Here is a 25,975-nt window from a genome sequence, read left to right on the forward strand (position 1 = left end):
AAGGTCACCGATCGCGCCCGAGTAGCTTGCCGATCAGTTCTCCCGTCGTCATGGCTGCATACTTGCGCATAAGCCGGGCACGGTGTGCTTCAACCGTTCGATGACTAATTTGCAGCTCGCGCGCGATCCGCTTGCTGCTTTTTCCCGTCACCAGCAGTTGCGCGACCTCGCGCTCGCGCCGGGTCAGGTCGCGAGTCACCCGACGGGCCGACGAAATATCCTCGAATGCCCAGATCGCAGTTGCAAATGGATCGTTGCGGTTCATTGAGCGCCCGGAAACGTGGCACCAGAACGGGCTGCCATCAAGCCTTTGCATGATGCGCTCATCGGAATAAAAGCCCGTCTCCTTCATTGCCAGCCATGCGCGCTCGCCGATGTGTCGAAACTCGTCCTGGGAGGGGTAGAGGTATTGCAGCGAGCGTCCAGCCAGTTCGTTGGGCGCGCACCCAAATATTTCACCGAACGTGTAGTTGCAGGACACGATGACTCGCTGCCTGGACAGGAGCAGGCCAACCGGTGCCATGCGAAACGCCTGCGCAAGATCGACAGGCGGATACGGCGCCTCACCGGAACCCACGTCGGTAGCCAGTCTGTCATCACTGGCACCCTGTCCTTCCGGGTTGACGGTGGGCGCCGCCGCCTTTATGGAAACGACTCCGGATGCAGCAGAAGGAGGTGCGGGACGAGATTGTCGGTGGGATCCGGATCGTTTTACCGGCCTGTCCATGTTCTGCCATATCCGGCCGACAGTGGAGGCGGAAACGTTAGACTCTCGTGCGACGTGGCGGGCACTGCTTACTGCCGTGACACCGTCGGGCTTACGAGATGCAATCGCGGCCACCGTCGCTTCGCCGATTTTTTGGGGAGCCCCGCTGCGAGGAAGATCCGTCAAGCCCTGCAGGCCATCCATGATGAACCTTCTGCGCCATTTGGAGACTGTGTGCGCGGTCGACTGAACGCGAGCGGCCACAACCGCATTGTCCAGTCCCTCTGCACAGGCCAGGACGATTCGGGCGCGAAAAGCCAGCGCTGGACTATTGCCGCCGCGCTGCGCGAAGTCGTTGAGCGCGGCTCTGTCCTCTGGACTCAACGACAGATGCAGTTTCGGCCTTCCTTTCATCACCTTGGGCTTCAGCCGCCGGACAGGTCAATCGGCCAGACGACTTATGTAACGAATATACCAGGCATCATACTCGTTGAACTGATACATAGGCTCCGTCCAGCCGTCGGACTTTCGCGGTCTCAGTTGCGGGCATCGTCGGCTTCGCCAAGGAAAGCAAGACAAGCAGAACAGTGGTCGCTGCGGCATGCCGCGTGGCTGGTTAGAACCGTTGGCTTGCCTGACTAGGACTGTACGGGCAGTAAAGGGCGGGCAGTAAAACAACCAGCGCAAGCGCTGTTGACTGGTAAGCACGACTTCAGGTCGTGCTTACTGCGTCTCAGTGCGCATTGCGAGCCAAGCGGTACGTCGGGCAATTCAGTCGAGGATCTTTAAACCTTCAGGAGGCTCGCACGGTATTGTTCCCATCCTAGGGAAACGCTGATTAATTGACCGGGCTGCCGAGCTTGCAGATGGGATGGCGCGGAATTTTTCTGGATGACGAAGTAAATGAGGATCGGTTTCGATGAATTTGGCTCTGGAGCGAGCCTCACTTATCGCATCTTTCACACACTTGACGGATTGCCCCCATGAACCGGCTGCAATAGATTTCGCGCAATCACCAGGTTCGCCAAGGCGAACAGACTGAACAGTTGCGCCGTGTTCTTGGCCAGCCCCTTGTAGCGCACCTTGCGATGATGGAACAGGTTCTTGACAATATGAAACGGATGCTCGACCCGCGCGCGAATCTGCGCCTTGGTTCGCTCGACCGCAACCACCAGGTCCTTCAGCGGCCCGTCCTGCATCGCCTTGATCTTTCCGCGCTTGGCCGCCACGCGCCACTTCACCGGCTTGCCCTTCATTTCGTCGCGTTTGTCCACGCCGATGTAGCCCGCGTCGCCGAACGCTTCTTGCTCATGTCCGTGCAGCAGGGCATGGGCCTGCGACACATCCGACACGTTGGCCGACGTGCCAACCACGGTATGCACCAGCCCCGAATCGGCGTCGACACCGATGTGGGCCTTCATCCCAAAGTGCCATTCGTTTCCCTTCTTCGTCTGATGCATCTCCGGGTCGCGGCTCTTCCCGGCGTTCTTGGTCGACGGTGGCGCTTCGATGATCGTCGCGTCGACCAGCGTACCTTCCTTCATCATCAGCCCGCGCTCGCACAGCGAGATGCCGATCTCGTCGAACAACTTGCGCGTCAGATCATGCTCGACCAGCAGGCGACGGAACTTCAGCAAGGTGGTCGCATCCGGCACATTCTCGACCGCCAGGTCGATACCGGCGAAGGCGCGCAGCGCGATGCTGTCATACAACGCATCTTCCAGACCTTCGTCCGACAGACCGTACCACTGTTGCAGAAAGTAGATGCGCAGCATACGCTCCAGGCCGATCGGCGGCCGACCTCGCCCGCACTTCGGGTAGTGCGGCTCGATCGCCGCCAGCAAGCGCGGCCAAGGCACGACGCGCTCCATTTCGGCCAGAAAGCGCTGGCGTCTCGTCACACGTTTCTTGCCCGCACTTTCCGCTTCCGCAAAGCTGATCTGCCGCTTCATCGTCGATCGCCCGTCCCGTGAATTTCTTCTACAACGCCCTCGACCACATCTGCGATGACGGTCGCACCAAATAAATCAGTGTTTCCCTAGCCGGCACTGAAATTTCCAGGAACTCGAAATCTTCCGAAATTGCCGTTTCATTGTGTTTGAGACCAGGTGGAATATAAAGCGATTCGCCAGCGCCAACCCGAATAACTCGACCATCTTCGAACTGAAGATCTATCCAGCCTCGGAGGGTGAAAATGAACTGCGTTTCGCAAACATGATAATGCCAACCAGTCTGCTGCATCACGCCTGTCGCCACGGTCACCTGCGCCCTCATTCGACCGTCTGTGGCGTCGGAAACACCGAGGTCCCGATAATTGAAGAATGTTCGGCGACCTGCTACTAGTGGCGCTGTTTCCGTCGTAGCGTATGCGAGTTTCTCTAAAAGATCTGCGGAGACGTTTGCGGCCTCGGGGGAAAGGGTACCGCTGTAGTGTTCCATTGAATGTTCCTGAATTTAGCCGGTGGGTGCCCAGGTGTTCTCGTCAAGGCGAGGTCAAGCTTTCGCGACTCTAAAGCCAGCGCAAGATTGTGAAAGGCTCACAGGGCAGCGCGTGTCTCTTCATTGAGCCTCCATCGAATTTACCGGCTTGGGTTAAAGGCAAACAGTCGCAGAATTACATCAGGGAAAACCCTATTAATTCTTGCGTTATCCGCTACGGGCAAGTCATTGAACTTCTTCGGAACGCCGAATGGATGTGTGACGGAAGGGCATTCGCTGTTGAGGAAGGGGCGTAACGTTGGACGCATGAGCGCTCGAAGGTCGCCTGGGCGGCGGCGTCCTCTAAGGGTTGACGAAGGGATTTCGGGGATTCAACTCCTGGAGCATCGGTTCCGCCTTCGGACATTTCTGCCGATTCCGTCGCTGCGTCTGGAGGCGCGATCGACTGCTTAACCTTGGGAAACGGGCGTCCGGGTTAAAGACGGTGGACGGCGGCTCAGGGTCGCATGCTGCCGCTTGCGGCCTTGCGAGGTTCGCGAGCGGCAGCGCCTGATGGTCGGGTCGTCGCAACTGGCGTTGGGCGCGCTCGGGTTCAGCATGAGGAACATCGTCTGCCCACGGTCGTCGAAGGGTGCGTCGCCGGCTCGCGGTATCGGTAAGTGACGAAATGGCTGATGGTTGCGCTCATGCTAGGATTTCCCCAACAAGGGAGGAAAAGAAATGACAGTGCATGCTATAACGGCGGTTCGGATGGACGGGAATTCGCAAAGGATCACACACGTGCTTTGGGGGCAGGTGTCCTTGAGCGGAGAACAATTTGAGGTCGCGCCGTACGCATCGCCTGTAATTGAAGTGGTAGACGCACTGGCCAAGGGTGACACTGTCGTAACAGTCTTTCCGCTTGATGGACAGCGCGTCGCTGGTCCAGAGGTCCGGCGCGTCGTCGACGAGGCCGGACGCGTAGGCATCGAAATGGTGGTCGGTGATTCCGATGCGGGCCGAACGCTCGCGGACCTGCCACGGCTTGATCACGAATAGAGCGCTCATCGGGTCGGCTCTATTGGGCAAAATTTAACCACCTGCACCCACGGATCGACGCCGAGAACTTGCCCCAAGGCTCGCGCACATCAAAGCCGGGCCGTCTGGCTTGTCAAAAGGGCAGGTGATGTGCTTCGAGTCTAGCTCGGACATGGGCATCGTCAGAACACGCGGGTGGGCTTGTCATCGCGCCGATGGATTGGCTCCGGCGAACTACTTGCTTATGGTGTTTCAGTTGCCACTTGACGAAGTCGTCGACGATCGCCTTCTGAGCTTCAACAGCGCTGTGTTATCCACATACACGCCACGTCTGAAGTTCCGCGCGGCCATTGATAATCGTCCTATGGCATGACGTTTTTCGCCAAGGTTATGCACCGAAAAAGTTGATGAGCCTGTGGATAACCGCCGGCGAATCCCACGCAAGTCCATGATCTTACGGGCTTTCGCTGCGTCGCATCACGCGAAGGCACGCCGGACAAGGCGTCGGCGCACGTGTTGCTTGGTCTGGTCGACAGGCAGGGCAGGGCGGCGCAGCGACACCACGACGTTGCGAAAACCCATCAGTTAGGTTTATCATCGGCGTATGCCCACAATAGCAACGATCAACGGCTACCGCGTGGTGATCTACACGGCGGACCACCGACCAGCGCACGTCCACGTGATCGGCGCCGGCTTCGAGATCGTCTTTAACCTCAACTGCCCGAACGGACCGCTGGACGTCAGGAACATCGCCGGGAAGGTTTCAGACCGGACGATATATCGCATAGCGAGCCTCATCGAGCCCGCGATCGTCGCCTTTTGTGCGGCATGGAGAAAGCATCATGGCCATTACTAAAGAGTCGATCGCCGCCGCTCGCAAGTCCGGCAAGGAACTAGGCCCGCGCGCCGTCGCCGCGCGCTATCGCCCGTCTGTCGGGAAGCTCGAGGTCGAGTTCGACAACGGCGTGACGCTCGCGGTACCCGCACGCCTGATTCAGGGGCTTGCGCGCGCCAGCGCTACGGACCTGAGCAAGATCGAGATCACGCCGGCCGGATGGGGCCTGCACTTCCCGCGCCTCGACGCCGACGTGTACGTGCCCGCGCTTTTCGAAGGCATCTACGGTTCTAAGGCGTGGATGAAGCAAGCCGCACGCGTGGCGGGCGCGACACGCTCCGCAGCGAAGGCGGCCGCCGCGCGCGAGAACGGCAAGAAGGGAGGACGTCCGCGCAAAGCCCAAGAGGTGCACGCATGACGAACAGTCCCAGTAAGCACATTGGCGGCAACTTCGACGATTTCCTCGTCGAGGAGGCAATGCTCGAGGAAGTCGCGGCGACGGCCTTGGAGCGGATCAGCGTCTATAAATGCGTGCTCGCGTACGCGGCGCAGGCGAAGATCGCGATCGACGGCTTCGGCGTGCACAGCCTGCGCGCGACCGCCGCGACCAACGCGCTCGAGCATGAGGCCGACATCGCGACGGTGCAGGAATGGCTCGACCACGCGAACATCGCGACCACGCGGATCTACGACCGACGCAAGAGCCGCCCCGAAGAGGTTCGCCGACGTTTAAAGTGACATATTGACTCGAACGGCGTCGCGGCGGCGAAGAAGCGCAGGACGGACAGGCACGCACACGGGGCCGTCGAACGGGACCCGCGATCGCAGACGCTTGCTGGAGAATCCATGAAAGACGAAATCGCACCCACATTGCCGCTGAACGAAACAGAAATCGATCAGCTTGATGATTTCTTGACCAGTGATTCCGCTCCCGATGCGGCAATGGACGTTTCGATGATGGACGGGTTTATGACAGCGCTCGCCTCGGGGCCAAACCTGATGATGCCTGGCACCATGCTGGGTTGGATCTGGGATGCGGAGCATGGCCAGGACCTCCCGACGTTTGCCAGTGCTGACGAGTCAAAAGACATCGTCGGGCTGATCATCCGGCACTGGAATAGCGTCAACGAAATGTTGAACGATGCCTCCGCCGGGTACGAACCGCTCATCCTTGAACACGAATCAGATGGGCGAGTGATTTCGGTCATCGACGACTGGTGCGAGGGGTATTTCAAAGGCATCTCCGTCGATCGGACAGCTTGGGCGCCGGTGCTCGCGGAGCACCCTGAATGGTTCACGGTGATCATGCTGTACGGCACGGAGGAGGGGTGGGATGAGCTGAAACGGCGAAAAGACAACCTCGATCAGCATCAGGCATTTGCCGGATCGCTCGCCAGGTCGGTGCAAGATATTCATCGCTACTGGGCCGAACAGCGCCGGCTGCGAATCGAGCGCGGCGGGATTCCCGGTGTGATGGCCCAACGCGAGCCGCTTCGACGCGCACCGAAGGTGGGTCGTAACGACCCCTGCCCGTGCGGTTCAGGAAAGAAATACAAGCGCTGTCATGGCGCGGTCGAAGTGACCACCGGTTCCGGAAGCGCCGGGCATGGCTTTGATCTGGAACAGGCCAGACGTGTTCTGACTGACGCTCAAGAGTCATTGATTGTTTCCCCGCTGAGTCAGCGCGTCACACGCGACGGAACTGCAGTCGAGGTTGAAATCTATGGTGATGGCAAGGGGGCGTGGCTACTCGAGGTCGTCGATGAATTCGGCAATTCGACCGTCTGGGACAATTCATTTCCGACTGACAGTGCAGCGCTCGCTGAAGCCTTGAATGTGATCGACAGCGAAGGCATCGCGGCCGTGATTGGTTCGCCGCCAGCCAGCGCAACGCGCCATTGACTGTGGTTATGCGGGTCCATGGGACACCCTGGAGATTTCCCAGGATATAGCGCGATGCGCAGACAAAGAATCGCCATCATCGGACGGCGGGTGACAAGGTAACTATGATCTCGAGCGCCCGACGTGAAAAGGGCGCTCCGGTTCATTGTGGGCCACGTGCAGCATGCAGCCACCAAGTTAAACTTGGGCGTTCGGCGGCCGTGCACGGGGTTGTTTCGCAAACTGGCAACCGTTGCCGCTTGAAACTGTTGCTGGCCGCGCTTCGTGTTGCTCAGGCTATCCGACATTCCCCGGTTGCCTGACAGGCTGGGGATTTTTCTTCCTTCTCACCAGGGCCGCCAAAACGATAGTTTGCGCAATTCCGGTTCAGCGTCGAAGGGCCGAATTCGGCCAACTGCGGTCATTCGACGTGAGTGCCTGAATCGCTAACAATCTAGCAATTCTTTCAGCACCAAGGGTCAGTCAATGCCACGAAAGATTCAACTGCGAGCGGCGACTGAGCACGACATACCGCTTATCGAGACATGGGCGCGAGCAATCGACGCAGATCGGTTTATGTCGCGCTATCTTCCAGATCGGTCCCGAACGGTCCTATGGAAGATTGTCGTCGTTGACGGCGTCGAGATCGGGACAACCTGGGTTGAATGCAAGGCAGGGCTGCCCAATGTCGTGTTCCTTGGCATCCTCATCGGGCAATCTGAATTGCTAGGAAAAGGAATCGGCCGTGCTGTCATTGATGATGTAATCGCCGACGTTCGTGCGTTTTCGGGTGATCTCGCGATTCAATTAAACGTGCGATGCAGTAATACGCGAGCCATAGCCTGTTACAGTAAGTGCGGGTTTGTCCAAATCGCATCAGGTGAGAAAGCTGGCAAAGACGGCGTTCTTATTCCGACAATTACTATGCAGCTTGCGCCGAATACCGGGTCAGCCATAACTCACTCTGCGAACGACCGCATTGGGTAATTTTCAAGTGCAGTTGCGGGTCGCGTGCCGCCAATTGCCCTCAGGCAGGGACCGGCCACTTTCGGCCAGTCAACATACCCCCATGAATTGCTAACAATCGTTATCTCATGCATAGCCAGTCGCGAACTGGCTGTCCATCGTCTCAGTAGCGAAACAACGACATCTGGACGCGTTCAGATAAACAGCGGGAAAAAATGTTGAGGTAGCATCACCGAACTCAACAGGGGAGAAAACGGTGTTTCGGGGAATTAAATCTCGCATAAATGCAATCGGCACCCATCTCTCCAGTCTGCTTCTCAGCGATCTGCTGACGATCTTGGCAGACATGGTTGGCTATATCACGCTCCCTTGGTGGATCATTCATCGTGGCGGCGCTCATGACCTGGCGATCTACAGCGTAACCTTTGCCATCGCCACGATTTTCGCAATGCCGCTGCTTTCGCCACTTGGGGATCGCTACGCAAAGAGACCGCAGATTGTATGGGGTGTATGCGCCTTAATGGTCGCCGCCTTCACCTTCGCTACGCTCGCCTCACTGTCCGACTATGGACTTATGCCCATCATCTGCATAGGTGTGGTGACCGTCGTGGCAAAAGCCTTCATCGGTCCGGCAAGCTCGACCATTTCGGCTGAACTTGTTCCGGCGAATCGTTTGGCCGAGGCGCTTCGTCTTCGGAAGTCGACGCAAGCCGCTGGTCGTGCCTTGGGGCCGGCATTGGCTGGCGCAACACTGGCCTTAGGTGGTATCGCTGCAACATTTTGGATGAACGGCATTCTACTTGGCGTCGCTGCCTACGTGACTTCACTTGTCCACCGTCTGTTCTGGTAAATTCCAATGAGCGACAGTAAGTCGGCAGCATGGAAGCATGAGGTGTTTCATGGGGTTTTGTTGCAGTAAGGGGCCGGGTTAAAATTGGGCAGCAAAATTTCTGAGCTGTCTGATGAAGAAGACGAAGACACCGCGAACCACGCTTGCCCCGGGCCTGGCCAAGGTCCTGAAGCGGCTTCATTACCCGCTTGAAGTGATTTTGCTGTGCGTGCGATGGTACGTCGCCTATTCGTTAAGTTTGCGCAATCTCGAGGAGATGATGGACGAGCGTGGTATCGCGGTTGATCATTCCACGGTGTACCGCTGGGTACGGAAGCTATTGCCGCTATTCGAAAAGACGTTCCGCAAGCACAAGCTTCCGGTTGGGAAAAGCTGGCGAATGGACGAGAGCTATATCAGGATCAAAGGCGAGTGGAAATATCTTTATCGGGCGGTGGACAAGGCGGGCGACACGATCGACTTCCTGCTCAGGGCCAGGCGGGACAAGGTTGCAGCCCGGCGGTTCTTTGAAAAAGCCATCGCCCACAATGGTGCGCCAGAGACCGTGACCATCGACAAAAGCGGCTCCAATCTGGCCGCGTTGAACGCGGTGAATGCCGATCGCGAGACGCCGATCAAGGTCCGCCAGATCAAATACCTGAATAACATCGTCGAACAGGACCATCGGGCTATCAAACGCCGGACCCGTCCTATGCTAGGGTTCAAGGATTTCCACAGTGCGAGGGTCATTCTCGGCGGCATCGAGGTAATGCACATGATCAGGAAAGGACAGATGAAATGTGTGGGCAAAGACCCGTTGTCTGCTTCCCGGCAGTTTTATTTACTTGTTATGTAAGCAATACTGATTATATTGACATTTGTCGTCTCGTCACGCTTACTGCGACAGAACCCTCAAGAAGACCGTGGCGGACTTGCCTGCTCAGTTGTGGCGATCATTGACCTGGGATCGTGGCAAGGAACTGTCCGATCACGCCCGCTTCACGATCGAGTCCGGCGTGAAGGTGTTCTTCGCTGACCCGCACAGCCCATGGCAGCGTGGTACGAACGAAAACACCAATGGCCTTCTACGACAATACTTCCCAAAGGGCACAGACCTGTCCCGGTGGAGTGCTCGCGAGATCCAGGCCGTTGCTAACACATTGAATACCAGGCCCCGGAAAACACTCGGCTGGAAGACGCCTGCGGAGGCCTTGGACGAATACCTAAAATCTGTTCAATAATCTAGTGTTGCGACGACCGGTTGAATCCGCCTTGACAGCCTTGATCGGAATGTAGAATCACACCGTCATGGCGTCGCTGCTGCAACGCCATGTCAAACGCCCGCAACATCAGTTCGGTGTACAGATGGTTGGACATCGCCCAGCCGACGACGCGACGGCTGAATACATCCAGCACAACCGCCAGATAGAGGAATCCTTCACCCGTGGGTACATAGGTCGCGTCTGCGACCCACAGCACGTTTGTCGCCTCGGCACTGAAGTGCCGGCGCACCAGATCAGGCGCACGCCGGGCGCCTGCGCGTGGCCGTGTGGTGCGCGGCCAGCGCCGCCGGCTTGCCCCGCACAGACCCGCCATACGCATGAGGCGCGCCACCCGCTTGCGCCCCACGTGTATGCCTTCGCGCGCGAGTTGCGCATGAATACGCGGTGCCCCATACGTGCCGCGCGAGCTTGCATGGAGCGTGCGGATATGCGCGAGCAGTTGCGCATCGCTACGCGTGCGCATCGCGGGCTCCCGCACCAGCCATGTGTAATAGCCGCTCGTCGAGACGCCGAGCAGCCGTGCCATCATCGCGATGGGCCAGCGGGCCCGGTTCGCTTTCATGAATCCGTACCGCCCTTCGGTGGAATGGATCCCGTCTCCCTCGCGAACCAGGCTGCCGCGTGAGAGAGTATGTCGCGCTCCATCTTCAGTTGCCGGACTTCGCGACGCAACCGTGTGAGCTCCTGGCGTTCGGCTGTGGTCAGACCGTCATGCCGCACACCTGTGTCGCGATCAGCCTGCGCCACCCAGTTGTAGATGGTCTGTGCAGTCGGCTCGAACTCCTTTTCCAGTTCCTCCGGCCTGCGTCCGGCCTTCACCAGCCCGACCATTTGCGCCCGAAATTCCGCCGGGTACGGGGTACGATGCTTGCCCATAATCGGCACCTCCTTCTCCAAAGGATAGATGTCCGTTTTTCTGGGTCAACTTCACTTTGGCATTTGCGCTTCCTCGGACAAACTATCTTTAAGAAATGATTGCTGATCGACGTTCAGGGCAGAAGCCCGCGTGGTTGCTTCAGGCACGTTTGATTCGTCGTCCGTTTGAATGAAGTCGAGCGGTGACTTCAGACGAGTGATTGTCTCTGCCGCGAGTACGGGATTGGGCTGGTCAAAAAAGCCGTGCGGCAATCCAAGCGTGGTTTCCATGTGAAAGGCGGTCTCGGGCGTGAACCGCTCGCCCTTCATCAGTTCGGCCACGCGCGTCATGTTCGATTCAAGTGCTATCGCGATATTCTCCACGCCCACCGCATCGACCAGAAACTGAAACGATCTTGTTTTGAAAATTGAGGCAGTCTGGGCGGGGTCTCGAGGAGGCGCCTTCACATACGGTTGTCCCTGCCGGCTGGGCGGGGATTTTTTTTCGTGGCGAGGTTGGCGTTGGCCGCTGTCCCGGGATCCCGCATATCGCCCGCGGGCTTGACTCATAACGTAGGGCTCCATGCGATGTTGATACTCTGAATATCTTGATTATAGAGGCGACGTTGTCATCTAATGCGTCAGTTGCTACATATGCGTCCTCCGCTACCGGCCTCCAGCGCCCAAAAGACCGCCCTCATGCTGTCACATTTCGACGTTAAGCTTTTTCGCCCCCGGTAGTAAGCCCACCGTTGTGGGTGGTCACCGGACGCCCGTCACCGGAACACCTGACGACGATCGTTTCTCTCTTTGCATCAGGAGCATCCCGTGCTGAGCGCCCACGAATTTGCAACATTGATGCTGGTCAAGGACTCCGCCGATCACATTGCCGATCGCGAAGAACTTGGAACATTGCTTGAACGCCAGCTTGTCGCACTGGAGCGACTTGCGGGCGGGGCAGTACGCCCTCGCATCACGGAGGACGGGGAGTCTCTTCTCCGTAACCTTGCTTTTATCAATTGATGAGAGAAAACCGTCGGGTGCCTCTCAGGATTTTCCACCCGCCCGACTCGCAGGCGGTACTGCCTCAACGCAGCGCTTCCAGGCGACGTTGGCAACGTTTGTCGTCTCCACCGCGTCGATAGCTCTGCATGGCCTTGGTGCGGTCCGGGGCAACGCTCCTGTCTTCTGCGCCCCACACGCCTTCCCAGAAAAGGCCGAGATTGTGTGCCGAGGCTTTATGCCCCAGTTCAATGGCCTGCTCGTAAAGCGAGCGCGCGCGGCTCACGTCCACCTGCATGCCTCTTCCGAGGCGCGCGCTATCGGCCAGCGCGGCGGCGGCCATGCCGCGCAGACGACCTTCGGCGGTTTCATCCTTCATCACATCCTCGAGAATCGCGTTACCTCTTCCCAGGTCCGGCTCCGCTCCAGTCGGGGTGACCAGAGAAATGGCCATTGCCAGTCGCCAGGCTGGATGACGGTTCGCGCCAAGGCGCTCGAGTAACCAGCGTCCCAGATCGGGTGCGCGGTTTAACGTGCTGGTGAGCAGCGCATTTGCGATGGCAGCGAGCGACTCCGGTGACAGGAATCCAGTCTTGTTTGCCGCAATGACGTGACGGGAGAACTTTTCGACATCCAGTGTAGGGTCGGCGCGGCGCAACTGATGCCATTCACGCTCGATGGTCCCAACCCAGCTTTCCATTTGCACGGTGAGCAATCCGTTGGTGAAGAATGCACCTGATTCTAGCTCACCTTTTGTCGATTGCAACCTGCGGATCAGATAGAGACTGCACGAAGACCCTGGCGGTGCGATTTTTCTACATAAGTGGTACCGCGATGAAGATCGATGGCTGCAGCGCGGTGCCCGTCATCAGAAGAGCGCGTTGAAAATACCTAGGGCAGTCAACGGGTGGTTGACTACAACGTGAAGGTCCGCGTGAAGTCGGACAACACGGGTGTCGACATTGCGAGTGTGAAGGTGTCGATGAACCCGTTGGACGAAATCGCCGTTGAAGAGGCGGCACATCTGAAGGAAGCCGGCGTGGCGACGGAAGTGGCCGCAATGTCAGGAAACGCTGCGCGCGGCGCTGGCGATCGGCGCGTACCGCGCGATTCTGATCGAATCGAATGAAGGCCTGCAGTCGCGAAGCTGCTGAAGGCGCTGGTCGACGAGGAGCAACCGCAACTGGTGAACCCCGGCAAGCAGGCCATCGACGACGATTCGAACCAGACGGGCCAGATGCCGGCTGCGCTGGCGAATCTGCCGCAGGCGACCTTCGCGTCGAAGGTTGTGGTGGCTGACGGCAAGGCGACGAAGGTGTCGCGTGAAGTCGATGGCGACGCGGAAACGTTGTCGCTGAAGTTGCCCGTTATGTCGCAGTCCGGACGATAATATTGCCTTCATCGCAACGGTGGCTGTTTTATCCCATCCATAAATTGGACGGTCTCGTAGTCACGCACGAGTTTTTCGAAACCGCGGACGACGTCGGCTTCCATCGCGTGAAGACCTTTTCCGCCTTGAAAGTTGGATCTGAAGGCTTGATTGAACCGGTTGTTCAAGTAGGAACTGACTTCCTCAATCTTTTCGGGACTCCCTGAGTTCGTGAAGAGAACTGACCTGGGTGAAGCAGCGTCATAGAAAAGGTTGTGCGGCCACTTGGGTACAAAGTTCGCGGGCCTCTCGTCGGTGATCCACATGGAACCGATAAGCTTAAGCTTCCCTTTCATCCCCTTAGGCGTTATGAACGTCCACACCTTGCGCGGCAGCCGCTCCTGAAGTTCAGCCAGCTTGTGAGTATCGGCGCCAAGTGTACCTATCCGCCCTTCGTTTACATCCGATACGAAGTCTTTCCAGTAGTAGAAGATGTCCAAATCTACTCCGTTCTCAAATTGACGATTTCGGGTCAAACGTCGGGACGGTCGACTGGAGGCCGACGCCTGGCAATTCAGTTCCCAAAGGCGCCTCGAATCTTCGAATGACCGGCGCAGCGGACCTGCAGACGGTGGAAGCGGCTCGCGACACCTGGTACCTCTACCGCTTGAACCGTATCCGGTCGAAGCCATCCGGGCGTACCTGAAGGAACATGAGATTGCACAACCGGTGCCCTACGCATCTTCCCGAAGTCAGTGACTTCGCGCGCCGACGGCTGAAGCCGATGCAGCGTCGCCCGAGTGCGCGGCGACACCCGTTAGAGCGAGCCGGTGTCAAGCAAACAGGCGAAGTCAGGCTTGCAGCATCAGGGTGGGGTGGTAGCGCCACACCTTTGGGTCGGCGCTCAGCAGGGGCATCCCCTCGTGCAGCGCCTGGGCGATCATGAGGCGGTCGAACGGATCCGCGTGATCCGCATGGGAAGGAAGCGTCGAGACTGCCTCCGTATGTTCACCCGTGATCGGCAGTTCGACGAAACCGGACAGGCGGAACGCCGAGCGGGCATCGCGCGGATGCACGCGCAGGTTGCCTTTCGCATGCTTGATGGCAATCTCCCAGATCGCGGCTGCGCTGACCAGCAACGTATTGGCCGGATCCTCGATCAGGCTGGCGGCCTGCGGTGACAGCTGTGGCGCACCTTCGGCGGCCCACAGCGCGATATGCGTATCGAGCAGCACTTTCACGGAGTGAGTCCCTGCTGCGCGCTTGCCTCGAAGTCGGCGGCGATCGCGTCATCGGCGGCGTTGAACGCCTCGATGGTGGCGGGCACGGCCAGGCCGGCCAGCAGGTGCCGCGCGGCGCCGATGCGCCGCGGCGCCGCGAACGGCAGCAGCCGCGCGACGGGCGTGCCGTTGCGGGCGATGATGACCTCGTTTTCCTGGCCGACCTCCAGCCGCTCGACCAGGCTTGATAGTTTCGACTTGGCGTCGTGCATGTTGATCGTGAGCATGGCACCACCTACGTATTAGCTAATCAATATTAGCTAGTATGCAGGCATGGGCCGCCAAAGGCAAGCACCAGCATTACGGACAGGTCGCGGCATCGCATGGTTCAGCAGGCGCAATTTGACATAATTAAGATTCACTTTTCGTGAACGTTTTAGTTAAAATTGTGCGCTCCGGATCCGATTCTGTTTTTCCTGTTGAGCCAACCTACCGCGGGCGGAGCCTGAACAGCGCGGCGCTGCCCGTCAGCACGCGGCAGCGCCCGTCGCAGGCTAACGGACATGCCGGGCAGGGCGCGCATTCGTGGTGACTTTCCCGGATGCGGTCAAGCGGGAACGGCTGCTTCCTCGGTGACTGATTCAGACGGGCAGTTCCTGGCCGGAGATGCCTGAACTGCCACGACAGAATTCTTTAACTTCCCACGCAGGGTGCAGCGATTCGCGCATTGAGCGCCCGGGTTTCGATGTTCCGGTTGGCACACCTTACTCCTGTAAAAGCTCACCATTTGCAAAGATTAACAATTGCAGATTCGCAACTAACCGTCTGTGGCAACTGCTCACACCACAAAAGCAAACCCGGCTTGCAGCGAAAGGGGTGATTCTGAAGATCGAACCAGGCGCCTTGTGACCGGCGATCACAGCGCCGGACCGGCGCTGAATCGTCACGTCGCTGGCTATCGCGCTGCATTGCTGTCGGTCAGAATGCACCGAAGATCCGGTCGAGCGCCGCCAGGATGGCTTCACGTTCATCCGAAAGAGAACCGATGCGTTTGCCGAGCGCGTTCAGAGGAACTGCACTCATGCCGGGCGTATCAAGGAAACATTTTTCGCCGTTAACCTCGAAAACCGGCAGCAGATCGGATGGTTTGCCCGAAAAAGCGAGATGCTCGACAGGTCGCAGAGGGATCACAATGCGCGTCGGCAAAATCCCAACGTGCGCGCTCTGTATGTCGAGCAGGTACGGCGCGAGTCTCCGCGTCTCTTTGTCGGGGTTGACGTAGAGATCGAACCGCGCCATTAGAACGTCCTGAATTTCGCTAGCGGAAGCCCGTCGCGATCGACCATCGCACTGTAGGCGGCGACCAATTCGGCGTTGTCATCGGCCCAACGGCGAGCCTCCGCCTCCTGAATTTCTTCCCGCACACCGCGCTCGCTCGCTCGCGAAAGGTTAATCCCCAGCTCCTTGGCCCGATCCAGGACTTCAGGCGGCAATGTGACGTTTGTGGACTTGCGCGGTCGAACTTCGAGTGCCTTACCCATGTGCCCATCCACGTTGCATTTTATGTGCATTATGGTCCACACAAGCGACCCGCGGCAAGTCTGCTTGATTCGGACTAGCTGCGTCCTGTTTCCATCAACACCCCAGGCATCCGTCTGATCCATTTTGGATGCGGGATCAACCCGTGACCTTCGTCGCTCCGCCAGCACGGCCGAGTTGGTCCACGACGTCATTTTTCGAAGCACGGTTCAGGTCAGCAAATTGAGTCGTGTTCCTATTGAGCCGGGTAGTCAGACCTTTGGCGCTTATAGAGACGTACCATCAACAGCGGATCCTTGATGTTTTAAATGCACCACATGTCCCCGCCAAGTTCAAATGTCGGGGTCTGCGCTAGATTGAAATGTCGCAGGGCTGGCTAAATACAGATGTCGTAGTCTTGATGTCGGGTTTGAGTCTGTCTTTAACGGTTTGAATCCACGTAGTGTCGAAGGACAGCCTTGAACGGGCAGGGCGTGTCAGTCCGTTCAGCGAGTGCGTGCAGACCGTTGGCCAGGTGTTGAAGGCGTCTTCGACTGCTGTGCGATCTGCACGATTGCCTGGTTCAGGTCGGCTCGGGTGAATGCGCGTTGCTTCTTCGTGCCGGGTGAGGGTTTGGGTTTGCGTACCGCCGCACCACGATTCGTACGTGATGGCGAGCCCGAGATCCGGCGGTTGTCGCGCTGCGCCTGCAGGGCTTGCGCGACCTGCAGCGCATGACCGAGGCGCTTGTGCTCGATCACGGCACCCTGATCAATCTCCGCGAGCTTGTCGTACGGCACACAGGGCAGCACGACGCCGTCCGCGCGGATCTCAAGGCGCCCGTCCGGATACTCCCACACGTCGATGTAGCGGCCGATCAGCCTGCGGGTCGCCGGCGTATCGTCGAGCAGCCAGATCACGCGATCGTTCAGCAGCGTCAGCGCATCCGACACCTTGCGCTGGACCCGCCACGTCAGGATCGTGTCGAGATTCTCGTCGGCGCGCAGCGGCCGGTGCGCATCGTACGTGCTTCTAGGCAGCTTCGCGAAACGCGCGTTATAAGCGGCCATGAAGGCGCAGGCATAAGCGTTCGCGGCTTCGATGGTGCTGATATCGCGCAAACGCAGTTCCTTCACGAGGCGGTCCTGCAGCGTCAGGTGAGCCCGTTCGACACGCCCCTTGGCGGGGCTGCTGTTGGCGCAGAACGCGTCGATGTTCAGCTCGTACATCGCGCGGCCGAACTGCGTGACGCCTTTGCCCGCCGTCTCCGCGCGCTTCTTGACATGGAACACGCTGGCGCGGTCGCTGTAGAACGCCACCGGCTTGCCATGCCTTTCGAGATACGCGCGCGTCGCCTCAAAGTAGCTGAAAGTCGACTCGGTCGCTGTGAAGTGCAGCGCCATGATCCGGCTGGTGGCATCGTCGACATACACCAGCAGCGTGCACGCCGGTGCCCGTTCCTCAAACCAGTGATGGTCACTGCCGTCGATCTGCACCAGTTCGCCGAAACAGGCGCGTCGGGCACGCGGCTGATAGACCTTCGGCGGTCGCTGTTTGCGCGGCACCCACAGGCCCGCGTCCGTCATCAGGTGCCGCACGGTTTCCTTCGACAGCACCAGCCCATGGCATTCACGCAGCTTCTCGCACGCGAGCGTCGGCCCGAAATCCGCGTAGCACTCGTGGATCAGTCCGAGCGCCCGGTCAAGCACCGTCTGCGGCAACTGATGATTGCTGCGCACGCCGCGCCGCTGCGAAACGAGCCCAGCGGCGCCTTCGTCGCGGTAGCGGATCACAAGCCGCTCGACCTGGCGTCGGCTCAAACCCAGCCGTTCAGCAGCGCGCCAGGTCATCAGCCGCGCCTCGGCAACCGCCTCAATGACCTTCAGCCGGTCAAGCTCCTGCATGCTCATCGTGATCGTCCCGGTGCGCGTCATGGCGGTCTCCACAGGCAGGAAAACCGCACCAGCATGCGCTACAGATCCCTGGGGTACGACATCTGTACTTTGCTCAGGTACGACACTACTACTTTGCTCCCACATTCTCATTGTTGATAAATTATATTATGTCAAATTGTCGGGGCGATTGACAAAAACTGACAGCCGTGTCGGCGCTGGCAACCACACAAGGAGAATATAAGACGGCGCTGCACTGGCCATTGCGAGCGGCGAGTGCGAACTAAACCAGAAGCGACGCCCTGGTCATCTCCCTCGAGGAGCAAAGCGTCGAGGCGAGGCTAGCCGACCACCATCATGATCTAGGAGTGTCCGACCGACCGCATCACAAAGAGGCGTTCGTCCCACACCACGGGTTGCGGCTCGGTCACGGCAATCCGCGTCGCGTCGGGGTGTGCGGGATTGACCAGCACGTTGAACTCTGCACGGACCACGACGGAAGGAACGATCAGGAGCGCGCTACGCGACTCGGTCAGCCAGGCGTCGCCGAACACCCTTGCCACCTGCAGTGCTGGCGCATCCCATCCCCCCGGCAACGATTCGGCCGAATGGCGTTCGACGCGAATATCGTCGGGAACCGCTGCTTCAACCCATCCGTGTGTCTTCGGTACCTTGCCGATGCGCGCATGAACAAGAACCTCGAGCATCGCACCGGCGAAGGTCGACGCGGCGTAGATGACCGGTCGCCCCGGGCTATTGAAGCGGCCGCCCACCAGCATCGCGCCGGTGCCACTCCAGACCGGGTGTCGAGTGTCGGCGATTCGAAACAACTTCACGCCGGCAACCCGTAAAACAGTTTCCAGAGCAGCTCTTCGACCCGGCGCGCGCCGAGCTCGGTCAGCGCAACATCGAGCGGCGCCCGCCCTTCGAGCTCCGGGTGCGGCGCCGACAGGAATTCCCGCGCGTCCTCTTCGTCGTTCCAGACGTAGGCCGTCGTCGCGACGATCCTGGCCAGCCGCTCAGTCTTTTCCGATTCGTCTGGCGTCAGCCGATCGCGACGCCGCTTATAGGTCGCTTCGGGGATGATGCGGGCAAGTAGCGCACGCCGGGCGTCGGCACCCTGCGTCGCATGTTCGACGCCCGCGCGCAGCGCGGACTTGGGCAGGCCGTCGCGGACAAGTGCCTCGAGTTCCGCGAGCGTGTGCGGGACCTGCCGCAGTTCCATGACCGCGGCCACTGCTTCAGGCGTGATCAGTGACATGCGACTCCCGACCAAAGTATCAGTTGATGCCTAATGATAGCGCAATTGATACCGTCCGCAAACCCATCTTCGATCTAGCGGGCTCCAGCGGGGAGACTGCCGAGGCGGTCTCCTCGACATCGTCCGTGCCTGCGAGAATCGCCCCGGCCTACAGAAATCTTTCATACACGAAACGCTCAAGCAACTAAGCATCCGCTCGCGACAGGATGTCGCACCGGGCACACGGATAAACCATTTATAGTGCACTGCACAAGCCCGTGTGATTGGCAGGTGCGATCTGACGGTCGTGTTATAGTGCACTGCACAATCTCCGTCCGATCGGCAAGTGCGATCTGGCGACCGCGTCCGGCGTTGCCGGGTTGCGGACAGACATGCCGCTGAAGGTGAATCGCCACGCCTGTCAGCTACGCCCAGTTTCTGTCTACATCATCAAAATGAGGTCCCTGTGAAATACCTTCCCCGCATCGCCGCGTCTGGAGCACTCCTGGTCGTCGCTCTCGGTATCGTCACCTTCGCCCAGATCAAGTTCGCGCCGCAATCCGCAGACAACAACCCGGTTGCACGGATCGTCCTGAACGTCGAGTCGCAACTGAACGGCTGAGCGACTCCACCGCTGTATGTAGCCCGCGCCCCACAGGCAAAGGCCGGCAAAGAAAACCCGCCAGGCTCCGAAGAGAACTGGCGGGTTTGAGCTACTGATTTCGGATTCACACGCCAGGCGATGGTAACGGAGTTGACGCCTGCTCAGTCTCCTCCAGCGATCAGTCAGCCTCCATGTCCACGGCATCGAACACCTTGGCAGGTCACCAATCGTCAATTCGAGACGCTTCATTGTGGCCTCGTGAGACAGGCAATCGTCCCCCTCGACGTTTCGATCATCAGAAACTTAAAGGAGCGTGTCGCCACACTGATCCAGCGCAAGCCAGCCCTCCCCGCCTTGCGCAAATTGTCACCGCGCAACCTGAAGGCATGGCCGAATCCAGAATTTGTGCAGCAGCCTCCTGCACAAATTGAAACCTCTTCGGCTTGGTAAACATAGGATTGCGAATTAATTTTCGATGATTTCCTTTATGTCAAATTCGCACTTCACGAACTCGCATCGATCTGGGCTCCCGTTGGTTTGCAAACTTTTGTTCCCGAATTTTGCATGAATTTGTTCCCAGCCCCTTGTCCGAGTAAAAACGGTTGCATAGCCTGCGCCGTTCTCCACCCGCATCTGCTTTTGCCGCGTCCGGCAGTGCCGAGGACTGAATGCGGGCTAGCCGTCTCTTGCTGAGCGCGCGAACGGTCCGGCTAGCGGCTGCCAATACGATTGAAGCACTCGGGGTTGAGCGACATGACAACGTTAGACAGCGCTGGGTGTCATCCAAAGTCCGGCCCGGGCGTCGGCACCTACAAAATTGCTTCAATAGTCCGTTAAAGGAACAATTTCATGCAAAATTTCTTCAAATAAATTTGTTCTCGCTACGGGTCCGAGCCGCCATTTGTCGGTGCCGCAGGAGGAACAAAATCATGCAAACCAACGAGTGAATCCGAAGCCCGATGATTCGACTAACCTGCCGTTCCGCGAGCAGCACGCCCGTAAGTGTTCCGGGCTACCCCTACTGGTAGCCGTCTATCAGATGAGGCGCGCCGGTAACTGGGGTGGTTCCAGCGCTTCGCGCCCATTTGTGGGCGGCGACAATGGCTTTGTCCGGTCGTGCTGCTTGACGCTCCCCACATTTGGTATGTGGTGACCGGCCTGGTGTCGACACGGCTAGAAGGTGACCCGGGCAAACCACCCCGGACATCAGCACTGTCAAAGGTTCGTGTTATGCGAAGGATACCGAAACATCATGAGTGGTGGCCTCCGTATCTGTTGGGGGGAAGGTTGTCCACCGCCGGTGAGCGTCGTGGTCGAGACAGGCGACCTGCTGGCCCGGCAGTGGACAACCTTCCCCTCTCCCAAGGATCCTTCTTCAAATCGGCTCAAAATGGCGGAGAATGGTGACGGGAACAGGGTCGCTAAAGGGCTTGACTTTCGTTGCCCCATAGAAGGAACGCTTAAGACTGTGGCCTTATTGTGGCGCCTTGCTTAGCGCTTTCCAAACTACTTTTGCGGCGGTCTGAAATGCGCCCAGATCAGGCGCGTTATCTCCAGCTCGACGGATAAAAACGACCAGGCCTTGCAAGTGCGAGACGAGCAAAGCACCTCGGAGCGCGCATTCCCCCGACGTCAGCGCCGGGTTTATCTTCGCGACAAGACCCGCAAAGATTTCCTGGAATTCTCCCGTGATTTCCGCCGTCAAATCGCGCGCAAAATCCTCATGCTCGGCCAAACTCCACGATTCGAGGGCGAAGGCGCTCGTGCTGGTGCCAGGCCGCGTCAGTGCAGCAAACGCCTCGTCGATGATCGCATCGAGGCGGGCTTCCGGCGATCGAAGCTTATCCCTGGCGAGCGTTCGATAAAGCTCAAGGTAGCGGTTGGCCATCGCTCTCAAAGTGGCTCGCAACAGGTCTTCCCGGGTACCGAAATAGTGCTGCAAGGTGCTCAGGCGAATACCCGCATCGCTCGCCACACGGCGTTGGGTGAACCCTGCGTTACCTTCGGTAGCGAAAACGCTGATCGCGACCTCGAGGATCTCCGGCACGCGCGTTGTTCTGTTGCCTCGCCGCCTGGGCTCGGCTGGCGCGCTCGAGCCTAGCATTTCCGCCGATGTGATCGTCATTTCTTTCATCTGCGCCCAACTCCTCAGTGACGGGTTATCTCCGCAGGACAGTTCCTTCCGGCCGCCGAAATGGTGCGCCCGACTCGGTTCGCGCCTGGCCCAAGAGGTGATTCCTCAGTCAGTGTCTCCGCGCCGCCGGGCAGCCGAAGCAGTCGTGCCTTCTTGTCATCCGACCTATCTATGGTAGGTCAAGAAACCAATTAAACACAGTTAACATACTGCCAATCACGGGCTTAACCATCAACTGCCTGGGTCTGACCCATCGAACGGTCGCTAAATCCTCCTACTTATTGGTATTTCTCCCCTCCTTACTGGACTTGAATATTGGTCTACGGACCACTAGTATTTGGTCATAAGACCTATTTCAGCGGGTCTGTTGCTGAATGCGTCGAGGCGGCTGCCGTAGTCAAGGAGAAGCTGACGTGTTGATGTCCTACCCCCTGCGCGAGTTGCAAACTGCGATCTGGGCGCCGTTCCTTCCCTGGCTGCAGGCCACCGCCAGCTACCTTGCAGGTTCCGGCAACGCCGCTTCCGCGCTGCCCACCAGTCAGCTCGTGGCCGGCTGCGAGCTGTTGGCGCGGCTCTGCAAGCGCTACCCGAAACCGGAATTCGGCCTGACCGACGCCGTCGTCGACGGTCAGCAGGTCGCGGTGACTGAAACCGTCGTGCTGGACCAGCCGTTCTGCCGGCTGCTGCATTTCGAGCGCGCCACGCCCCACAGGCATCCCGTCGCGCTGGTCGTCGCGCCCCTGTCGGGCCATCACGCAACGCTGCTGCGTGACACCGTGGCGGCGATGCTGCCGGATTTCGACGTCTACATCACCGACTGGCGCGATGCCCGCACGGTTCCGCTCGCCGAGGGCGCCTTTCACCTGGACGACTACGTCGCGTATCTGCGCGAATTTCTGCGTTTCCTGGGACCGGACGTTCATGTTGTATCGGTCTGCCAGTCGACCGTGCCGGTGCTCGCCGCTATTTCGCTGATGGCGACTCATGGCGAGACGACGCCGAGAAGCATGACGCTGATCGGCGGCCCGATCGACGCGCGTCGCGGTCCGACGACCGTCAACGAATTCGCCGTCAGCAAACCGCTCGACTGGTTCGCACGCGAACTGACCGAGACCGTGCCGGGTAACTATCCCGGTGCCGGCCGCCAGGTGTATCCCGGCTTCCTGCAGCACGCGGCCTTCGTGGCGCTGAATCCCGAGCGCCACCTGGATTCGCACCTGCGCTACTACTGCGACGTGGCAGCCGGCAACAGCGAAGCGGCTGACGCGCATCGCCGCTTCTACGACGAGTACAACGCCGTGCTCGACATGGCGGCCGAATACTATCTGGAAACGGTTCGGGTGGTCTTTCAGGAGTTCTGCCTGGCGCGCGGCACCTGGCAGGTGCGCGGCGAACACGTCCGCCCGGACGCCATCAAGGCCACTGCACTGATCACCGTCGAAGGTGAGCGGGACGACATCTGCGGGCGGGGCCAGACCCACGCGGCTCACGATCTGTGCACGGGACTCGACGCGTTGCTCAAACACCGGGTGACGGCCCGCGGCTGCGGCCACTACGGAATTTTCTCGGGCCATGCCTGGCGCAGCGCGATCTATCCGCAACTTCGTGACCTGATCTATCAGCACGAATCGCACGTCAGCAACGAATCGGCGGCCGACTTGCACACCGGTGTCCTCGAGGACGTGGCGGCCTGCCGGGGCACGGCAAGGGGCGCGCCCGATCAACGGCCATGGGGTTGAAGGAGCAGCAGATGAACACCGATCAGAAGTCCTTGCGATGGTTGATTGACAAATGGCTGGCGCCCACGCCGGCCATGCCGGTCCGCCTGACCCGATACGGTCGTGCAAACTCGAGCCAGAGACGCTGCGTGCGTGTGGAGTCATTGCGAACGACCGGCTCGCTGGCCATTTTCTTCTTCCGGCACGATGATGGATCGTGGCGCGTGTTCCCGCCCGCGTCCAGACGGCCAGTGATGCATGCCTACCTATGAACTGGATAGACAGACCTGGCACCTCAGCATGGAAAGTCTGGCCGGCCCGGCTCGCATCTTTAGTACAAGCCGCGGTTTCACGTTACGGGTGTCTGGAATCGCCCGGCTTTAGATGCTGCCTGGTGCTCGCCATACTGTGCGGATGGCGAGCACCAAGGAGACCCTGGTTCGGAGGGGACTGCGATGAAACGGCGTGCGGGAGGTGTTGGAGTAGTGGGGAGCGGCGGGTGTTGTGAGGGTCCTGGCAGTATGGCGAACCTGGGACCTGTCCAACGAGCAGGTATTCGAAGCGCACTGCGCTTATCACGCGTGGAATTGCATGTTTATCGTCCCGTTCCCGGCTGGGCACTTCCCTATGTTCCCGGGAGTTCATCGAGACTGGTAGAGATCAGTGGACCGGATCCTGCTGGCAAGGCAATGCCGGCATCAGGTCGGACCGATTTCTGTTTGAGGAACCCGGTCTTGCTGGATGCTGGGAGGTCCGCGATGCGCGCTTACCGGCTTGCGGCGTGAGCGACGGGTCGATAGTCGGGCGATCTGAGGAGAACGGAATGAACATCCTGGAACGGGCGGGGAATGCCGGAATGCTGGTCGTACTCGATGGCAGGATCGGTTGCACCGGGTACCGCAGCGTCCATGGAACCCTGGATGCGTTTCAGCGTTTTGTTCATGCGTTGGAGTCGGCATTGGCGAATGGTAAGGAATCCGATTGGTCTCCGTGTCGGGGGGGCCTGTGCGCGGAGTCTTCGTCATCCTGAAAACATGATGCCGGAGCGCCACAAGGGAGGCCCTCACGCTGACCTGGAATGCGCATATGAGCGCTGGCCATGAAACCGGAGCGGGTGCAGGACATGCTGGTTCCGGATCGTGAGCAGGCTCGATTGAGTGGAGCGACTGATGAAGGTTTCCGCAATCTACACCTGGGTAACGGTGCTTACTGCTATCGCCGCGGGGCTCGCTTCGGGCTCGTCCTACGCCTACGCGCTCGATCCGAAACTCGACTGTCGATCGAACGCACACGCGTTCATCGCCCCGCTGCTAAAGAGCCAGTATATCGATCCGAATCCGATGCGCGTCGAAGCAAACTCGGTCAATGCATTTCGACCGGCGCACGGCAGCAAGTTGACGGCATTTGGCTTTCCCGTCTACGCCGTCCTCGGGTATGAACACGACGATGCACTGTTCAAACGCGGAGATGGCCGGCCCGTCCCGGACTCAGCCTATGGGGTGGTAGTAATCGGCCCCACCGAGTCAGTAGAAGCGCACGCGCGCCAGACCGGCAGCGGCGCTGTCATTCATCAAGTTGTCCCCCTCTTGCTAACGGCCATTTTCTGCAGCGGACCGTGACGCGCCCAGCGGTGCCGTCATGCATGCAGTGGGATGGCGTTTTTACATGAGTGTCTGCGTCGCAGTAGTGCGATCAACGGGCCCTTCCTTAAAAGCCGGACGGATTTTTGGGTGAGCTCGGTGAAACGATGCCATGTGGCGAAGCATTCGCTGAGTTGCTTTCGGTAGAGCGACGCACGCAATAAGGGTCGGCCAGCACTTGCGATTAGCTTAATCTGCAGGTAATAACGAATCCCGGCCATACCTCTTATCTTGGTGGTCTACGGATTACGGACGTGGGTGCGAGCACGATGGGACGTTTTTTCCGTCGTCCTGACGAAAACGGGAAAGATCGCTGGTGGCTTGAAGTGATGGGCGAAGGTGGCAAGGAGCGGCTGGTTCGCGCCACCGCGGAGATGATGACGGAACTCGGCAGGTACCGGCTGGCACGCGGACTGCCGGCCCTCCCCTCTCCGGGCGAGGACATGCCACTCGTGCTGCCGGTCGGCCAGTCACTCGAGCCACTCACGCCCGCCGATTTGCACCGGATCATGAAGGACGTCTTCGGCGGCACGGATGAAGCGTTGCGCGCGTGGCGAAAAACATGCGCAGCGCGCCGATCGTCTCGAGCAGGCATCGGGTACACTGGCTGCGTCCCAGCGCCGGGTCACGGGTCACATATGGCGGACCAGCAGGTGGATCTGCGACTTGTGCGCCACAACCTCGGCCATGCGTCGCTGACGAAAACAAGTCGGTACATGCACATCGACGAAGATCGCCAGCGTAGCGAGACCGATGAAAACATCGTATTGACTGGTAACGGGCGACGTTACTAGCGACGCCGGATCCAGGGGGGGCGACACCATTCT

Annotated in this window: 31 protein-coding genes and 4 pseudogenes; 15 read left to right on the forward strand and 20 right to left on the reverse strand. The window is 59.2% G+C overall.

Translation table 11 applies throughout. From position 1 onward, the window contains the following. Positions 1 to 4: 4 nt before the first annotated feature. The 5 genes from OKW27_RS00925 to OKW27_RS00945 form a co-directional block, all read right to left on the reverse strand. Positions 5 to 1,120, reverse strand: a complete 1,116-nt coding sequence (locus tag OKW27_RS00925; protein ID WP_429332239.1) for a LuxR C-terminal-related transcriptional regulator — start codon at positions 1,118 to 1,120, stop codon at positions 5 to 7. A gap of 545 nt (positions 1,121 to 1,665) precedes the next feature. After that, positions 1,666 to 2,658 carry an IS5 family transposase gene (locus OKW27_RS00930; RefSeq protein WP_429332240.1) on the reverse strand — a complete coding sequence of 331 codons (993 nt, stop codon included), beginning with the start codon at positions 2,656 to 2,658 and terminating at the stop codon, positions 1,666 to 1,668. A 28-nt stretch (positions 2,659 to 2,686) separates the two neighbouring features. Beyond that, on the reverse strand, positions 2,687 to 3,145 hold the full coding sequence (locus OKW27_RS00935; RefSeq protein WP_429332241.1) for a cupin domain-containing protein: 459 nt from the start codon (positions 3,143 to 3,145) through the stop codon (positions 2,687 to 2,689). Positions 3,146 to 3,594: 449 nt separating this feature from the next. Continuing rightward, entirely contained in the window at positions 3,595 to 3,753 is a 159-nt protein-coding gene (locus tag OKW27_RS00940; RefSeq protein WP_429332242.1) for a DUF1643 domain-containing protein, read from the reverse strand. 76 nt (positions 3,754 to 3,829) lie between these two features. Continuing rightward, a complete protein-coding gene (locus OKW27_RS00945; protein ID WP_429332243.1) occupies positions 3,830 to 4,192 on the reverse strand; it encodes a hypothetical protein in 363 nt (120 codons plus the stop codon). Positions 4,193 to 4,766: 574 nt separating this feature from the next. Here OKW27_RS00945 and OKW27_RS00950 point away from each other — a divergent pair. The 8 genes and pseudogenes from OKW27_RS00950 to OKW27_RS00985 all read left to right on the forward strand — a co-directional run. Beyond that, the gene (locus tag OKW27_RS00950; RefSeq protein WP_187639577.1) at positions 4,767 to 5,018 is read left to right on the forward strand and encodes a DUF4160 domain-containing protein; all 252 of its coding nucleotides are present in this window, start codon (positions 4,767 to 4,769) and stop codon (positions 5,016 to 5,018) included. Then, entirely contained in the window at positions 5,005 to 5,415 is a 411-nt protein-coding gene (locus tag OKW27_RS00955; RefSeq protein ID WP_429332244.1) for a DUF2442 domain-containing protein, read from the forward strand. The genes OKW27_RS00950 and OKW27_RS00955 overlap by 14 nt, the downstream gene beginning before the upstream one ends. Next, positions 5,412 to 5,735 (forward strand): tyrosine-type recombinase/integrase, encoded by a 324-nt coding sequence (locus tag OKW27_RS00960; RefSeq protein WP_429332245.1) that lies wholly within the window; start codon positions 5,412 to 5,414, stop codon positions 5,733 to 5,735. The genes OKW27_RS00955 and OKW27_RS00960 overlap by 4 nt, the downstream gene beginning before the upstream one ends. Before the next feature lie 108 nt (positions 5,736 to 5,843). Then, on the forward strand, positions 5,844 to 6,899 hold the full coding sequence (locus OKW27_RS00965; protein WP_429332246.1) for a UPF0149 family protein: 1,056 nt from the start codon (positions 5,844 to 5,846) through the stop codon (positions 6,897 to 6,899). A gap of 465 nt (positions 6,900 to 7,364) precedes the next feature. After that, positions 7,365 to 7,865 (forward strand): N-acetyltransferase family protein, encoded by a 501-nt coding sequence (locus OKW27_RS00970; protein WP_429332247.1) that lies wholly within the window; start codon positions 7,365 to 7,367, stop codon positions 7,863 to 7,865. Positions 7,866 to 8,100: 235 nt separating this feature from the next. Beyond that, positions 8,101 to 8,694: an MFS transporter gene (locus tag OKW27_RS00975; RefSeq protein ID WP_429332248.1), complete on the forward strand. Its 594-nt coding sequence runs from the start codon at positions 8,101 to 8,103 to the stop codon at positions 8,692 to 8,694. A 112-nt stretch (positions 8,695 to 8,806) separates the two neighbouring features. Continuing rightward, the gene (locus OKW27_RS00980; protein WP_429332249.1) at positions 8,807 to 9,529 is read left to right on the forward strand and encodes an IS6 family transposase; all 723 of its coding nucleotides are present in this window, start codon (positions 8,807 to 8,809) and stop codon (positions 9,527 to 9,529) included. Positions 9,530 to 9,578: 49 nt separating this feature from the next. After that, positions 9,579 to 9,914: pseudogene (locus tag OKW27_RS00985) on the forward strand (IS30 family transposase); the annotation flags it as partial. 1 nt (position 9,915) lies between these two features. Here the strand turns inward: OKW27_RS00985 and OKW27_RS00990 are convergent. From OKW27_RS00990 to OKW27_RS01000, 3 genes and pseudogenes are all read right to left on the reverse strand, one after another. Continuing rightward, entirely contained in the window at positions 9,916 to 10,518 is a 603-nt protein-coding gene (locus OKW27_RS00990) for an IS3 family transposase (RefSeq protein ID WP_429332250.1), read from the reverse strand. Continuing rightward, positions 10,515 to 10,832: a transposase gene (locus OKW27_RS00995; protein WP_429332140.1), complete on the reverse strand. Its 318-nt coding sequence runs from the start codon at positions 10,830 to 10,832 to the stop codon at positions 10,515 to 10,517. Before OKW27_RS00995 ends, OKW27_RS00990 begins: the two co-directional genes overlap by 4 nt. A 54-nt stretch (positions 10,833 to 10,886) precedes the next feature. Next, positions 10,887 to 11,381, reverse strand: a pseudogene (locus OKW27_RS01000) (hypothetical protein); the annotation flags it as partial. 258 nt (positions 11,382 to 11,639) lie between these two features. Between OKW27_RS01000 and OKW27_RS01005 the strand changes: the two are divergent. Beyond that, the gene (locus OKW27_RS01005) at positions 11,640 to 11,834 is read left to right on the forward strand and encodes a hypothetical protein (protein ID WP_429289665.1); all 195 of its coding nucleotides are present in this window, start codon (positions 11,640 to 11,642) and stop codon (positions 11,832 to 11,834) included. A gap of 64 nt (positions 11,835 to 11,898) precedes the next feature. Here OKW27_RS01005 and OKW27_RS01010 read toward each other — a convergent pair whose 3' ends face one another. Next, complete coding sequence (locus OKW27_RS01010) at positions 11,899 to 12,513, reverse strand: sel1 repeat family protein (RefSeq protein WP_429332251.1); 615 nt, start codon at positions 12,511 to 12,513, stop codon at positions 11,899 to 11,901. A gap of 234 nt (positions 12,514 to 12,747) precedes the next feature. On the opposite strand from OKW27_RS01010, the pseudogene OKW27_RS01015 reads away from it, so the two are divergent. Then, positions 12,748 to 13,185 (forward strand): annotated as a pseudogene (locus OKW27_RS01015) (electron transfer flavoprotein subunit beta/FixA family protein); the annotation flags it as partial. Positions 13,186 to 13,211: 26 nt separating this feature from the next. Here OKW27_RS01015 and OKW27_RS01020 read toward each other — a convergent pair. The 8 genes from OKW27_RS01020 to OKW27_RS01055 all read right to left on the reverse strand — a co-directional run bounded on the left by OKW27_RS01020 (position 13,212) and on the right by OKW27_RS01055 (position 19,073). After that, positions 13,212 to 13,682, reverse strand: coding sequence for a hypothetical protein (locus tag OKW27_RS01020; protein ID WP_429332252.1), 471 nt, complete (start codon positions 13,680 to 13,682; stop codon positions 13,212 to 13,214). Between the two features lie 351 nt (positions 13,683 to 14,033). After that, positions 14,034 to 14,423: a type II toxin-antitoxin system VapC family toxin gene (locus OKW27_RS01025; protein WP_429332253.1), complete on the reverse strand. Its 390-nt coding sequence runs from the start codon at positions 14,421 to 14,423 to the stop codon at positions 14,034 to 14,036. Further along, on the reverse strand, positions 14,420 to 14,689 hold the full coding sequence (locus OKW27_RS01030) for a type II toxin-antitoxin system Phd/YefM family antitoxin (protein WP_429332254.1): 270 nt from the start codon (positions 14,687 to 14,689) through the stop codon (positions 14,420 to 14,422). Before OKW27_RS01030 ends, OKW27_RS01025 begins: the two co-directional genes overlap by 4 nt. Positions 14,690 to 15,380: 691 nt before the next feature. After that, entirely contained in the window at positions 15,381 to 15,701 is a 321-nt protein-coding gene (locus tag OKW27_RS01035) for a CcdB family protein (protein WP_184050358.1), read from the reverse strand. Continuing rightward, positions 15,701 to 15,943, reverse strand: a complete 243-nt coding sequence (locus tag OKW27_RS01040; protein WP_244145174.1) for a type II toxin-antitoxin system CcdA family antitoxin — start codon at positions 15,941 to 15,943, stop codon at positions 15,701 to 15,703. Before OKW27_RS01040 ends, OKW27_RS01035 begins: the two co-directional genes overlap by 1 nt. A 483-nt stretch (positions 15,944 to 16,426) precedes the next feature. Beyond that, entirely contained in the window at positions 16,427 to 17,854 is a 1,428-nt protein-coding gene (locus OKW27_RS01045) for an ISNCY family transposase (protein ID WP_429332122.1), read from the reverse strand. Between the two features lie 320 nt (positions 17,855 to 18,174). Beyond that, entirely contained in the window at positions 18,175 to 18,648 is a 474-nt protein-coding gene (locus OKW27_RS01050; RefSeq protein ID WP_429332123.1) for an RES family NAD+ phosphorylase, read from the reverse strand. Continuing rightward, positions 18,645 to 19,073: an antitoxin Xre/MbcA/ParS toxin-binding domain-containing protein gene (locus OKW27_RS01055; protein WP_429332124.1), complete on the reverse strand. Its 429-nt coding sequence runs from the start codon at positions 19,071 to 19,073 to the stop codon at positions 18,645 to 18,647. Before OKW27_RS01055 ends, OKW27_RS01050 begins: the two co-directional genes overlap by 4 nt. A 445-nt stretch (positions 19,074 to 19,518) precedes the next feature. Here OKW27_RS01055 and OKW27_RS01060 point away from each other — a divergent pair, with 445 nt between their 5' ends. Beyond that, a complete protein-coding gene (locus OKW27_RS01060; RefSeq protein ID WP_158608233.1) occupies positions 19,519 to 19,674 on the forward strand; it encodes a hypothetical protein in 156 nt (51 codons plus the stop codon). Positions 19,675 to 21,130: 1,456 nt separating this feature from the next. Here OKW27_RS01060 and OKW27_RS01065 read toward each other — a convergent pair. After that, entirely contained in the window at positions 21,131 to 21,790 is a 660-nt protein-coding gene (locus OKW27_RS01065; RefSeq protein ID WP_429332255.1) for a TetR/AcrR family transcriptional regulator, read from the reverse strand. Positions 21,791 to 22,209: 419 nt separating this feature from the next. Between OKW27_RS01065 and OKW27_RS01070 the strand changes: the two genes are divergently transcribed. Then, positions 22,210 to 23,529 carry a polyhydroxyalkanoate depolymerase gene (locus OKW27_RS01070; protein ID WP_429332256.1) on the forward strand — a complete coding sequence of 440 codons (1,320 nt, stop codon included), beginning with the start codon at positions 22,210 to 22,212 and terminating at the stop codon, positions 23,527 to 23,529. Between the two features lie 11 nt (positions 23,530 to 23,540). Next, positions 23,541 to 23,780 carry a hypothetical protein gene (locus tag OKW27_RS01075; RefSeq protein WP_429332257.1) on the forward strand — a complete coding sequence of 80 codons (240 nt, stop codon included), beginning with the start codon at positions 23,541 to 23,543 and terminating at the stop codon, positions 23,778 to 23,780. 494 nt (positions 23,781 to 24,274) lie between these two features. Here OKW27_RS01075 and OKW27_RS01080 read toward each other — a convergent pair whose 3' ends face one another. Next, positions 24,275 to 24,451, reverse strand: a complete 177-nt coding sequence (locus tag OKW27_RS01080; protein WP_429332258.1) for a hypothetical protein — start codon at positions 24,449 to 24,451, stop codon at positions 24,275 to 24,277. A 226-nt stretch (positions 24,452 to 24,677) separates the two neighbouring features. Here OKW27_RS01080 and OKW27_RS01085 point away from each other — a divergent pair, with 226 nt between their 5' ends. After that, complete coding sequence (locus OKW27_RS01085) at positions 24,678 to 25,127, forward strand: hypothetical protein (protein WP_429332259.1); 450 nt, start codon at positions 24,678 to 24,680, stop codon at positions 25,125 to 25,127. Positions 25,128 to 25,215: 88 nt separating this feature from the next. Here the strand turns inward: OKW27_RS01085 and OKW27_RS01090 are convergent. After that, a pseudogene (locus OKW27_RS01090) lies at positions 25,216 to 25,318 on the reverse strand (IS6 family transposase); the annotation flags it as partial. An 84-nt stretch (positions 25,319 to 25,402) separates the two neighbouring features. Between OKW27_RS01090 and OKW27_RS01095 the strand changes: the two are divergent. Then, complete coding sequence (locus OKW27_RS01095; protein ID WP_429332260.1) at positions 25,403 to 25,942, forward strand: hypothetical protein; 540 nt, start codon at positions 25,403 to 25,405, stop codon at positions 25,940 to 25,942. Positions 25,943 to 25,975: the final 33 nt, after the last annotated feature.

It is taken from the genome of Paraburkholderia sp. 35.1, from assembly GCF_050436525.1.
Taxonomy (GTDB): Bacteria; Pseudomonadota; Gammaproteobacteria; order Burkholderiales; family Burkholderiaceae; genus Paraburkholderia; species Paraburkholderia tuberum.